Origin of the sequence: Proteus sp. fly-1067, assembly GCF_040139345.1 — a bacterium.
GTDB lineage: Bacteria > Pseudomonadota > Gammaproteobacteria > Enterobacterales > Enterobacteriaceae > Proteus > Proteus vulgaris_B.
On record NZ_JBEEUL010000003.1, the window covers coordinates 48,571 to 62,101 of the forward strand.

The 13,531-nt window shown below is 36.4% G+C and carries 11 protein-coding genes; 2 read left to right on the top strand and 9 right to left on the bottom strand.

Annotated features, from left to right (window positions below):
* Positions 1–36: 36 nt before the first annotated feature.
* On the bottom strand, positions 37–441 hold the full coding sequence (gene umoC / locus ABN217_RS06510) for a lysozyme inhibitor LprI family protein (RefSeq protein WP_196554901.1): 405 nt from the start codon (positions 439–441) through the stop codon (positions 37–39).
* Positions 442–895: 454 nt separating this feature from the next.
* On the opposite strand from umoC, the gene ABN217_RS06515 reads away from it, so the two are divergent.
* Both ABN217_RS06515 and ABN217_RS06520 read left to right on the top strand, forming a co-directional pair.
* Positions 896–1,240 carry a DMT family protein gene (locus ABN217_RS06515; protein ID WP_072069197.1) on the top strand — a complete coding sequence of 115 codons (345 nt, stop codon included), beginning with the start codon at positions 896–898 and terminating at the stop codon, positions 1,238–1,240.
* 403 nt (positions 1,241–1,643) lie between these two features.
* On the top strand, positions 1,644–2,042 hold the full coding sequence (locus ABN217_RS06520) for a YkgJ family cysteine cluster protein (RefSeq protein ID WP_349459238.1): 399 nt from the start codon (positions 1,644–1,646) through the stop codon (positions 2,040–2,042).
* Positions 2,043–2,504: 462 nt separating this feature from the next.
* On the opposite strand, the gene ABN217_RS06525 is transcribed toward ABN217_RS06520, so the two are convergent.
* The 8 genes from ABN217_RS06525 to galK all read right to left on the bottom strand — a co-directional run bounded on the left by ABN217_RS06525 (position 2,505) and on the right by galK (position 13,509).
* The gene (locus tag ABN217_RS06525) at positions 2,505–3,092 is read right to left on the bottom strand and encodes a DUF1287 domain-containing protein (RefSeq protein ID WP_231619272.1); all 588 of its coding nucleotides are present in this window, start codon (positions 3,090–3,092) and stop codon (positions 2,505–2,507) included.
* A gap of 203 nt (positions 3,093–3,295) precedes the next feature.
* Entirely contained in the window at positions 3,296–4,465 is a 1,170-nt protein-coding gene (locus ABN217_RS06530; RefSeq protein ID WP_349459239.1) for an MFS transporter, read from the bottom strand.
* A gap of 397 nt (positions 4,466–4,862) precedes the next feature.
* On the bottom strand, positions 4,863–5,720 hold the full coding sequence (locus ABN217_RS06535; RefSeq protein WP_349459240.1) for an alpha/beta hydrolase: 858 nt from the start codon (positions 5,718–5,720) through the stop codon (positions 4,863–4,865).
* 114 nt (positions 5,721–5,834) lie between these two features.
* Entirely contained in the window at positions 5,835–7,871 is a 2,037-nt protein-coding gene (locus tag ABN217_RS06540; protein WP_196554905.1) for an IreA family TonB-dependent siderophore receptor, read from the bottom strand.
* Positions 7,872–8,125: 254 nt separating this feature from the next.
* Entirely contained in the window at positions 8,126–9,760 is a 1,635-nt protein-coding gene (locus tag ABN217_RS06545) for a sodium/sugar symporter (RefSeq protein ID WP_115350634.1), read from the bottom strand.
* Positions 9,761–10,086: 326 nt separating this feature from the next.
* Positions 10,087–11,097 carry a substrate-binding domain-containing protein gene (locus ABN217_RS06550; RefSeq protein WP_072069342.1) on the bottom strand — a complete coding sequence of 337 codons (1,011 nt, stop codon included), beginning with the start codon at positions 11,095–11,097 and terminating at the stop codon, positions 10,087–10,089.
* A gap of 181 nt (positions 11,098–11,278) precedes the next feature.
* Complete coding sequence (gene galM, locus ABN217_RS06555; RefSeq protein ID WP_196554906.1) at positions 11,279–12,349, bottom strand: galactose-1-epimerase; 1,071 nt, start codon at positions 12,347–12,349, stop codon at positions 11,279–11,281.
* Complete coding sequence (gene galK, locus ABN217_RS06560; RefSeq protein WP_196554907.1) at positions 12,349–13,509, bottom strand: galactokinase; 1,161 nt, start codon at positions 13,507–13,509, stop codon at positions 12,349–12,351. Before galK ends, galM begins: the two co-directional genes overlap by 1 nt.
* Positions 13,510–13,531 lie beyond the last annotated feature (22 nt).

The window sequence follows — 13,531 nt, forward strand, 5'->3', positions numbered from 1 at the left end:
TTAATGGCTTTTGGGTTTTTCTCTCTTATTTGCCAATTAATTATTCAATAAAACTTTTACTCTCCATTGATTTAATTTAATTTCACATGCAAGTAAAACATCACCAGTCCCTGATCCACCCATTAATAATGCGGATTGTCGTTGACATTCAGCGCTTCTAAATTGAATAAAATGCTGTTGAGAACTGACTAATGCATCAATGGCACTTTTCGCTGCAACAGAATCAGTATCTTCAAGATCACTCTTACTTTTGTCATAAATGACTTTCATTTGTTGCTCAGTCAGTTTTAATTCATCCAATAAACAAGCTTGTACTGCTGTTCTCGGCTCGTTTGCAGTCACGCCATAACATTTTGCTAAAGGATCGTATTTGTCTTGTGCCGAAGAAAAAAAGCTAACTGTAAGTAAACTACAAGAGATCAGAAATAAACTTATCTTCACGCGGATTCCTTATAGAAGTTTATAATAAGATTTATGTTCAACATAATGTATAAAATAATTAATATCACATCTATTAGTGCGAACAGCATCATTTTAGGATATATCGTATCTACTCGATAAATTTAAATTTCAATTGATTAATAATAAGAAAACATTATTAATTTCTTTTTGACTTAAACGTGTTTTATTTATTATTTATCAAATAAACATTATTTAACACAATATAAATAGATTAAAACTCAACCAATAATTTTAAAAATAGTCATTTATTACTTTAATTCTGTCTTTAATTGATAAAATTACAAATTTTCTTATGACGAGAAAAGTCTTTTTATTTCAATTTTCACTGTTTTTTTCTTAGCATAGCAATAGAAAACTCACTTTTTTTGCAGTAATCTCATACCAATTCTTATTGGCAATTTTTTGCCTAAAATTGACCGGTGGTGTCACCAATATGTTCTACAAATTTACTCCCATTATTCTTCTCATTATTTCCAATGTTTTTATGACATTTGCTTGGTATGGTCATCTAAAATATGGTAATAAACCTCTTATCATCGTCATTCTTTTAAGCTGGTTGATTGCATTTGTTGAGTATTGTTTTGCTGTTCCCGCAAATCGCATTGGTCATAATTACTACAGTGCAGCAGAATTAAAAACCATACAAGAAGTGATCACTTTAACTATTTTCGCCATTTTTTCTGTCACTTATTTGGGTGAAAATTTCACATTAAATCACTTTATTGGTTTTCTTTTAATTGGGGCTGGCGCTTTATTTATTTTTAAAGGCCCTTTTTAGAAAAATCGATTAATAGATATCATTAGCTCATTTTTTCAACATGTTATCGACACTTGTTTTATTATCGCCTTATCAAGATTGATAAGGTTTTTTTTATTCAAAATCTCAATTTTTGATTACTTTTAATACTATTTATAGTGTGGTATTTACGGAGGGTTAAATAACATAATCACTTATTATTAAGTTATATAGTCTACTCATGTAATTTTTCCAAAATAATAGTCTGTTTTGTAATAAAAATATTCTAGATATAGAATCTCTTGAAAAATATTTTTCATTCGGCGCATAATGATTGCTCTAAGAGAAGCATCGTTTCTCTACCTTTATTTTTGCTTCTCTTAAACGACGGCACCTTTAAAACGTGCTTTTTGTCATTTTAACGTCAGATAAAATGGTATCTGGTATGAGCAAACATTCTAACGATTTTATTTATATGCAGGATAATCCCTGTATGCATTGTGGCGCTTGTTGTGCCTATTTTAGAGTTTCGTTCTATTGGGCTGAAATGGTGAGTGGAGGAGGAGTTGTTCCTGATGAGTTAACAGAGCCACTCACTCCTTTCCTCTCTTGTATGAAAGGAACAAATTCTAAAAAACCGCGCTGTGACAAACTTATTGGTGACGTGGGTGAGTGTGTCAGTTGTTCTATTTACGAACAACGCCCTTCTCCTTGTCGTGAGTTCCAGCAATCTTGGGTAAATGGTATTCCTAATGAAGCATGTGATCGTGCTAGAGCCGCTTATGGTCTACCACCATTAACACACCACGTTGCCTCACTCTGCGTAAGACATCAGAGGGGTTAAGCCCCTCCTGATCATTTAACACTATCCGATACGTTTTTTATAAAAAATAAAATTAGAGCACAAAAAATCATTATTAAATAATAAGTTAATTTGACTTTATTTTTAAATACCCTAGTATATAAAGTAATGAATTAATAACGTGTATTTTGTGAGGTTTTTTATTTAAAAATAGTAATAAATTTGGAGGGCATTATGATCAGTAGCTCTTTTTTTATCCTTTTCCTTTCTTTTATCTGTTCTACTGCTGTCGTTAGTATGTTACTCGGTGGCTTAGAGGAATAATTATGAATATTTCTGATGAAAATATTCTTTCCCAGAAATAATGCCCATACTTTACATAAAATCAGTATGGGCATTATTTTACTTATCGTTTGGTTTTTAGATTTATTTTGCAGTTATTACTTCTATTTTATTTTTTCTAAAAAACTACAGCTTTCTATTTTCCCTAATACCTGTCTTTACCTAATAAGCAAAATGCCCCGTTATTTTCCATGAAAATAAAACATCTTCGGCAACTTGTCCAAAACCAATATTATGCATGACAAGATAACGTTGATTGTCCCAACTTTTTTTATTTACCACAATACCAATATGAGGCCGACCATTGTCTAAACGCCAACTCACAATATCACCAGGTACATAATCCTCTGCATTTTTAGTAATGGGTTTTACTTTGCCTTTTCGTGAGAAAAAAACTTCCAAATTAGGCACTCTACGATGATCTATATTTGTATCTGGCTTATTCAAGCCCCACATCCGTTTGCTCGGGTAAGCTGAAAAATTTGCCTTAATGTCTTCATGCAGTAATTTTTGTAGATCGATATCAATTCCACGATAACTACGAATAATAACGTCGCTACAAACCCCTTTATAAGCAGGAACATCACCATTTGGATAATCTATTTTACGATAATCAGAGTCATAAATTACGGCTCTTGGTAAATCAGTGGCATATTCCACCAGCTTTTTATTTTGCTCTGCCGTTATTGCTTTGGCACTTGAAAAAGGAATAATCAATAAAAGAAAAAAGCTGGGTACCGTTATTTTCATTATATAATCTCCATGAAAAGTTAAATCCATTATCTTTAAAGAAGGGATTGAGTGTTCTGTTTATACTGATAAAGCACAGTATAAAAATATAAGAGGGATCTTAATTCATTTTTAAATATGACATAAAAAAACCGAGCTACTTCTTACAGTAAACTCGGCTGATAATAAAATGAAAGAGAAAGAGATCAAAGTAAGAGAAATTGTTAGTTCAACACAATATGGCTTTTGCGTCGTAAGCTGGCAAAAAGCATATAAATCGCCGTTACTAATAACACTACAAAGAAGAAGTTCATAATGCCATTATTAGCAGCTTGTGCCATAAACATTCCTGCACCTAAAGGTCCAATGGCAGAACCAATGCTATAACTTAATAACATTACTTGTGTAATTGCGACAATATAGCTTGCATTAACATGATCACACGCCAAAGTAATAGCGATAGGATAAAGCGCAAAAGAAGACATTCCCAATAACGCCAGTGCTATTATAAGCACCATATAATCGTTAGAAAGATAAGTCAGTCCCATGGCAAATACGCCGACTAAACACATCATCGCTAATAATAACGTTTTGCTTATCACCACAGACAACTTACTAATAATAGGCTGAACTACCATTCCACCTAAAATAATAGCTGCCATCAACACACCTATTTGGTCTGTTGTAAATTGCCCTTGGTTTAATGCTAATGGCATCATGCCATAAATGCTGCCCATCACCACACCAGAGACCATACAGCCCACTAAAGCGGCTTTATTTAAACGGCGCATTTGTTTAAGTGATAAACTTTTATGTACATGCCCTTGGGGTTGCCCTTGTTTAAAAAGCAGAGGCGGTAACACGGCAATGAGTAATAAAACTAATATCGCCATAAACGGGATAGCGCCTTGCGTACCAATTGCACCAATCGCCAATTGTCCTAATGTTGTGCCGCCATAAAGCGAGGTCATATAAAAGCCTAAGCGTTTAGCTCGCTCTTTAGGATTATCGCCAATTAATAGCCATGACTCGACCACAACAAAAATACCAGCAACCGCCATACCACCGATAAAACGGGAAACCATCCATGCTGATAAATAAGGCATTAAAGGTAATATACCGACAGTCACTGCCAGTAATAATAAAAATACGACGAAAGAAAGACGATGCCCTATTCTTGCAATAATAGGTTCTATCATCACTGAACCTATTAATAATCCGATAAAATAAATACTTGCTAACCAGCTAGCATAGAGCGTATCCATTCCAAAACTGTCCATAGACAGTGGAATTAAACTCATTAAATAGCCTGACGCGATAGCAAATACCGTTAACCCAGCTACAGGTACTAATGTACTGTCGCCTTGGCGTACCAAAGTAGTGTTCTGTTTCACTACCCTCGTCTCCACAATCAAAACGGTTAATAATGTGCTGTTTTCTCGATGCCTGATAGAGGCAATTCTTTTATCTAGGAAAGATAAAAGAAACTAAGGTGAAAACAGTGGATGGCGTCCCTAAATTCAGGAGACGCGAATATAGCGCTTAAATTGCCATAAATAAAATTATAAAATCTAATGCCAGAAAACAATTTTATTTATATCAATCACGATTATCGTCTTTTCCTGTAAAAAAGAAATAGCTTGATTAAGATATTTCTTTTTATAAAGAGATAAATTTTTTATTAAGTTTGCTACGGATAAGTACGTATTCAATAAAATAAAGAATAAGGAATACTTTTAGCTATCCTATTGTTAACGAATAGAATAGCTAAAATTAAAGAAGGTATGGTGTTTATTTCATGCTTTTTTCTAAAGCAATATTTATGGCATCAGGAATTGAACCACCATGGCCTTTACCTTCAAATAGATAAAATTCACACTGTTTTCCTTCATCCAATAAATATTGGCATAACTGGCGTTGCGTTAACCAACTACTGCGCTCTTGATAATTTTTTTGTTGCTCTTCACTTAATTTACTTAAATCTGGATTTTCTTCTTTTTCACCTAGTGTTATTGCAATAGAAATATCATTAGGAATAGCCTGCCATTGTTCTTTTTTTACCCACTCACCGTTTCCCCACCATAAAGAAGGGCTTGCTACTATATAGCGTTGAAATGTTTCTGGATGATTAAATAAAACATACAATGAAAAGACACCACCAAAAGAGTGGCCAAAAAGAGATTGTTGGGTAACTGAAATATTCTCTTTTGTGAGTTGTTCAAACGCATAAGGCCTGACTTGCGTTAGGATAAAATGATAAAAATTTTCTGCATTTCCCCCACGACTAAATGCCTCACCTTTTACACTTGGCGTATAATCATGCGTTCTTTCTGTAATAAAATAGGCTTTATCTCCCACATAGCCCACACTAATAATCGCAGGTAATGGGCTATTTTTTTGTTTTATGGCTTCATTGACCATCAGTGGGAATTGCGCATTACCATCAACACCATAAATTAATGTGGTCTTTGTTGTATTTTTAGGTACAGCAAGAAAGAGGCGATATTGTTTGCCTTCATAAGCGACTTCTTTTTGTGTGATTTGATAATAAGATTGTGCTTGAGCTTCAATTTTAGGCACTTCTTGGTTAGGTCTTGCTTGAGCAACCCCAGATAACATAATCATTCCACATAACATTAGTATTCGCATAAATCAGATACTCTGTCAGTAATATAAAAAGGTGAATAGTTAAACTGAAAATAATAGAAAGTGATAAAAAATAAACCCCATATAAATACGGGGTTTATTTCAATTTAGGCTCAATTAGAAACTATATTTAATGTTTGCCCAATAACGACGTCCTTCATCAACCACCCAGTTACCGCCTTTATCATTCACAGCAGGACCTGTTTCATCTGTAATATTTAATACCGCTAAGTTAAACATGGTATTTTTATTAAAGTTATAGGTCATCCCTAAATCAAAGGTTGTGTAGCCACTACGATAACGCGCGCCTGTGTAACCATTACGTTGAGCCGCCCAAATTTGTTTACCCGTATAAGCCGTATTGGCATAAAAACTGGTAGCTTCATCAAACTGCCAGTCAACACGCGCATTAGCACTGTGTTTAGGTGTTAAATCTAATGGGTAGCCTTTTAGTGATTCACCAGAGCCTAGTTTTTCATCATCACTTTTACGTTCTGAATCAATATAGGTGTAGTTTGCATTCACATGCCAACTTTCTGCAATAGGGAATCCCACTGCAGTTTCAATCCCTTTAATATTTGCTTTACCGACATTATCGTATTGATACAGTTTTAAACCTGTAATTGGATCTATTTCACCCGTGTCGTAGTTTGTTAACTTATCTTTAAAATCAGTATTAAAGAAAGTCAAACTTGCGGTAAAACCATCCCCATTATCATAACCTACACCAATTTCTTGGCTAACCGACGTTTCAGGCTTTAGGTCACGATTACCGTACATAATCGCACGGCCTTTTTCAGTTGAAGTGCCGTATTCAGGACTAATCTCACGTAAGCTTGGTGCTTTAAAGGCTTTAGCAACACCGCCTTTTAAAGTGAATTCATCGGTTAAGTGATAAACGGCATACGCTCTTGGGCTCCAGTGATTACCGTAATATTCGTGATCATCAAGACGCACACCGCCGGTTAATGCGAGATTGTCTGTTACGCTATATTCATCTTCAAGGAATAACGCTTTTTGATCCGCAGTAATAGTGGATTGCTTAATGCCAGAGCCAGTAGATGATTCATCTTTTAAGCGTGAGTATTGATATTGACCACCAAAGGTCATCACGTTATCAGGTAAAAACGCAGTAAATTTCGCATCAAAAACGGTATTAGTGATTTCAGGACGACGATCTTCGTAATATTTTTCACGCTCCTTCGTCGTTTTATCAATCATTTCTGTTTTGGTAATACGCTTAGTTTGTTCTTGATACACACTTAATTCTGAATGCAGAATATCAAACTGATTTTTATAAGTTAATGCCCAGTGATTACGGTCATTATTGGTTTCTAACATTTTATTTTCATCCGCTTTGCCACCGCGGATAGTAAACTCACTCATCGATTTACCTGGAGTCGTTGTACGTTGTAACGTATTGCGCCCCGCTTCTAATAAAATAGTTTGATTATCAGTTGGTGTGAATGCCAATTTCGCCGTAATGTTTTTATTGTCATTACGACCTTGGCCATAAGTGATTTTGTCTTCTGCACGTAAGTAGCTACTGCCGTAAAGTTGTAAGCCTAATTTATCTTCAATTAAAGGCCCTGAAAGATAAAAATCACCATTAATAGAATCACCAGCATCACGGTTATGTTGCAACGTGCCGCCAAGTGCAACAGAGCCATGCCACTCTTTTGTTACTGGTTTAGTGATGATATTGATAACGCCGCCCATTGCATCAGAGCCATATAGTGATGACATTGGTCCGCGGATAACTTCTATGCGCTCGATCGCATCTGCTGGTGGAATAAAGCCCCCTTCATAACCACCACTCCCATTCGGGCGCGACTCACGGCTATTTTGACGACGACCATCAACTAAAATAAGCGTGTATTCCCCCGGTAAACCACGCATCGTGATTTCTTGTTTGTTGGCATTACCGTTAATGCTAACACCTTCAACACCTTTTACGGCATCGGCTAAATCATGAACCGGTTTCTTTGCAAGTTGTTCTTTGCTGATCACGGTGATGCTTGCTGGTGCATCTGTAATTTGTTGAGCAAACCCTGATGCTGACACAACAAGTTTTTCTTCTTTATTTTCTTGTGCATACAGCGGGTAAGAGGCAGATAAAATACAGGCTGTTAAAACACCCATTTTAAAGTTCATAGCAATTCCCTGAATTAATAACAGTTATAGTAATGAGAATGATTAATATTATCTTAATCAAATATTCATGAGAATGATTTTCTTTTCATATTTAGTGTTTTTTTTTAATCTGTATCAAAGTAAATCAATACCATTTTCTCTAACCCATTTTGTAAACAATTTCAGACGTAAAAAAAGCAGATGGCATAACCATCTGCTTTGTATTGTTTTGTAGAGTATTTTTAGATTTAGAAAATTAACAAATTACAATGTTATTACCAGAACACGGCATAAAGCACACACAAGATGATCATAATGGCGTAGGAAGCAATATTGAATCCACTTTGTGTTTTAAAGGTTTTATCTGTTAATACAATCGCCCCTGCGCTGTCATCAGTTTTAGTCGAGGTTAAACTCACTAAACCAATCACAACAGTTGTAAACATAAAGGTGTACATCATTTGATCAAGGAATGGCATACCTAGTGGCATTAATTTTAGGAATAAAGCAAACGGTATAGATAAGACCACACCAATAATTGCGCCTTTTGCGTTTGTTTTTTTCCAGAATAAGCCTAATAAGAATACCGCTAAAATTCCTGGGCTTACTAAGCCAGTATATTCTTGAATATATTGGAATGCCTGATCGATTCCACCTAATAATGGTGCGATAAAACAAGCGATAATCAGAGCAACAACCGCACTTATACGCCCCACATTCACTAAACGTGTTTCAGAAGCTTTAGGCCCAACATATTCTTTATAAATATCCATCGTGAAAATAGTCGCGATAGAGTTAAGCATGGATGCTAAAGACGAAACAATAGCAGCAGCAAGTGCAGCAAAAACAATCCCTTTGGCTCCAACTGGTAAGAATTGAGTTAACCAAGGATAGGCTTTATCTGCTTGTGATAATGTTGGGATATGCTCTGGTGCCATTGTGCCTAATCCCGCCATTAATTCTGGGTTTGTCGTGATCACAAATGCTGCAATACCTGGTACAACCACAAGAACAGGAACAATTAATTTTAAAAATGCGGCAAACACTAGCCCTTTTTGTGCTTCATTGATAGATTTAGCAGCTAAAGCGCGCTGAATAATGTATTGGTTAAAACCCCAATAATAAAGGTTAGCAACCCATAAACCACCAATTAGCACAGCGATACCCGGTAAGTTCATAAACTGCGGATTATCTTTTTCTAAGATCATTTTAAAGTGATCTGGTGCGGCTTGTGTCATTTTGCTCAAACCTTCCATGATCCCACCATCTCCACCGATATAGCTAACTGCTAATACGGTAGTAAATAAACCACCAAGGATAAGGAAGAATACTTGTACCACATCTGTCCACGCAACAGCCGAGAGTCCACCATAGAGTGAATAGATAACAGCAAATAATGCTAAACCAATAATGGCATACATCATTGGTACACCAAGGATGGTTTCTAATGCCAATGAACCTAAATAAAGTACAGAGGTTAAGTTAACAAAGATAAATAATGCGAGCCAAAATACCGCAAGGATCGTTTTTAGGTTACGGCTTTTAAATCGGTTCTCAACAAATTCAGGAATGGTATAAATACCTTTTTCGATAAATACAGGTAAAAAATACTTCGCCACAATAATCAGTGTCAGTGCAGCCATCCATTCATAAGAGGCGATAGCAAGACCAATGGAGAAACCAGAACCTGACATACCAATAAATTGTTCTGCTGAAATATTAGCGGCAATAAGCGAAGAGCCAATTGCCCACCAAGGTAGGGTTTTACCTGCTAAGAAATAGTCCTTTGTTCCTTTTTTCTCGCCATCCTTTGAACGAGAAACCCATAATCCTAGACTAATAATAATGACGACATAGAGGGCAAAAATTGCATAGTCTATTGTGCTTAATCCAACACCTTCTGTATGCATAATATTTTCCTTTCAGACCCATAGAGAGAATAGACCTTTAATGTAAACGTTTTCACACTCTTTTTCCGTTACTCCCTTCACAATTTTGTCGCTTATGTTACGTAAATGCATCTAAAAATAAAAAACAAACGATTACCCTGAAGAGTAAAGTCAAATTCACGCCAAAAATCCTCTTTTTAAAATTCACCAAAGAAGAAACTGCCCTAAAATAAAATTAAAAAAATATCAAAATGATAACGATTACACAAGTTAGGTAAGAATGGCCTTTAAGGTGATGATGATCCCCATTAAGAGGATCGATAATATTATAAAAATAAGTGGTGTGGTTAAGAGAGATGACTAAGATTAAAGACAGAATTACGCTGCACTAAAGTAGGCGAAAAAATACGTTGTTTTTGTTCAAGGATTTCACCTTTAGACAGTCTAATCGCCAGCATAGCCGCCTGTTCGGCCATCATTTGTACTGGATAACGCACGGTTGTTAAACGAGGATGAATATAACGGGCAATTAATACATCATCAAAACCGATAACAGAGATTTTTTCAGGTACAGGGATCTCATTTTCATCGAGAACAGACAAAGCACCAGCAGCCATAAAATCGTTGTAAGTCACTACGGCTGTAAAATCGATTGATTTCGTTAACAAATGCATCATTGCCTTTTCACCACCTTCACCTTCAGGCTCACCATATTCAATATAACTTTCGGGTAATATGATGTTATTGGCGTCAAGAGCAGCTTTATAACCCGCAAGGCGTTGAGTGGTGTCCTCGATATTATGCGTGGAAGAGATATAAGCAATCTTGGTGTGCCCTTGACGAATAAGATGTTCTGTTGCCATCCATGCCCCTTTGTAATTATCTAAAGCGACACAGCGTTCCGCAATCTCAGGAATAAAGCGGTTGATCAGTACCATGCTTTTGACTTCATGAGCATAAGCGAGTAATTCTTCATCAGAGAGTGCTTTTGAGTGGATCACTAAACCATCACAACGACTATTAATTAACAACTCTATAGATTGACGTTCGTCTTGTGCATCATGATAGCCATTACACACCAAAATATGCTTTCCTGCTTGTCTTGCCACATTATCAACAGCTTTCACTAATGTGCCAAAAAAGGGATCAGAAACATCATGGACTAAGACACCTAAAGTTTGTGTACTTTGGCTGACCAGTGCTCTAGCCGCTGCATTAGGTCGATAACCTAGTTTTTGCATTGCTGCATTAACTGTTTCTATTGATGTCTTACTTGCTTTCGGCGAGTTATTAATGACTCTTGACACCGTAGCAACAGAAACTCCCGCTTCTTTTGCTACATCTTTGATAGTCGCCATATCCACCTCATGGATCGCCTTTATTCATCATCAAAAAATAACAAGTTGTTAATCTAAGAATAAAGAAAAAAGGAAATAATAAAATTTAAGTGGCTTGATTATCAGCGAAGAAGTGAAATTTAAAAAGTAAAAAGATCAAATAAATAGTGAAAAGGAAAGCGTTTACACTTTCCTTTTATTGTTAAGAGTAAAACTTATAGATAGTTTGGCTATTCCATGGCGTATTGGCAGGTAAAATACCTTGATTTTCATGCCATTCAGGATGATTAGGCCCATCAGGAAAGTATTGTGTCTCTAAAGCTAACCCTGAATAATTACCATAATGGCGACTTTTTCCTTTTGTACCAGCTAAAAAGTTACCTGTATAGAATTGAACAGAAGGCAAAGTAGTAAAAACATCCATTTTGAGTTCACCTTCGGGTGCAATGACCGTTGCAATAGGTGCTTTGTCGTCGATAGCCTGTTTATCTAAAATAAATGCATGATCATAACCACTCGCTGCTTTTTGGCACTCATCAACCATAAAATCAAGACCGATGCGCTTTAACTTACGAAAATCAAACCCTGTTCCTACGACGTTCACAAACTCTCCGGTAGGAATATTGCCTTCACCATTTTTCAAATAATGAGAAGCGCAAATTTTTAAATCGTGCTCAAGTGCTGTGCGTTCAGTGTGCTCACCTGCAAGATTAAAATAGGCATGGTTAGTTAAACTGAGAGGCGTAGTTTTATCACTTATTGCCTGATAATCGATACAGACTTCATTATTATCGGTGAGTGTATAAGTCACACTAGCCTTGAGTGTACCGGGAAAGCCTTGGTCACCCTCATTTGAGATCAATGAAAAGGTCACCGATTGAGATGATTGTGCCGTGATCCCCCAACGACGATGACTAAAGTTTTGTTTACCGCCATGTAAAGTGTTTTTACCTTCATTAGCACTGATTTGATATTCTTGACCTTCTAATACGAATTTTGCACCAGCAATACGATTGGCAAAACGCCCTACTGTTGCCCCCAAATAAGCTGTTTGCTGTTTGTGGGTATTCATATTTGCAGAGCCTAACAGTACATCTCGACGGTATCCATTAACAGGTACAATACAAGTTAACCAGGTCGCTCCAATATCCATTAAAGAAATCGACATACCAAAACGATTTTTAAGCACGACCACTTGTGCAGGATTTCCGTCCGATGCGGGTTGTGCAGTCATTTGTTCTGGCTCTAGAAATCGGATTTCATTCGTCGCCATTATTTTGCCTCCGAATAGCCCGCCCCTTGGCTTGCAGAGCAGACATAAATAGTTTCTTTCAACCCTGTTAAGGCCTCATATTGCGCTTTAACAGAGTCAACGACTTGATCAACTAAATCAGGTGTCACTAATGCTACGACACAACCACCAAATCCACCACCTGTCATTCTTACTCCACCACGATCACCTAAGACTGACTTCACTATTTCAACTAAGGTGTCAACTTCTTTGACGGTAATTTCAAAATCATCACGCATTGAATGATGTGATTGCATCATAAGTTGGCTTAATGTGATTAAATCACCATGACGCAGAGCCTCTGCCGCCTTCAGTGTGCGATTATTTTCGGTGATCACATGACGAGCACGACGATAAACCACCTCACTCATTAATGTTTTTTTAGCTTGCAGATCCGCTAATGTCGCATCTCTTAATGCCGTGACATTTAAAATTCTTGCGGCTTCTTCACATTGCTGACGACGGGTATTGTATTCGCTATCAACTAATCCGCGTTTTTTATTGGAGTTAATTATCATCACAACCATGTTTTCAGGCATTGTCACCGAAAATGTATCTAAAGAGCGACAATCAATTAATAAGGCATGATTTTCTTCACCACAAGCAGAAATCAATTGATCCATAATGCCACAGTTACAACCAACAAATTGGTTTTCAGCTTTTTGACCGTTTAACGCAATCTCTTTTTGGCTAATAGGTAATTGATAAAGTGTTTTAAGCGTTTGGCCAATAGCCACTTCTAATGCGGCAGAAGAACTTAGCCCTGCACCTTGAGGAACATTTCCTGATATTGCGATATCCATACCATGAAAAGAATAGTTATCTTTTTGTAGAAAATGAATAACACCACGAACGTAATTAGCCCACATTTTATTAGGTAAAAACTCAATGGTGTTATCAAAGCTAAATTCATCAACCTCATTTTGATAATCCACTGCAATCACTCGAATAGTATTATCTTCTCGTTTTGCTGCTGCGACGACCATTTGATAATTAATAGCACAAGGTAAAACAAAACCATCATTATAATCAGTGTGTTCACCAATAAGATTTACTCTTCCTGGCGCTTGAATAAAATGTGTAGGCGAATAACCAAAAATAGATGTAAACGAACGAGTCACATTATTAATAAGTGCCTGCATAATAAATCCTTAGCTTAAAATT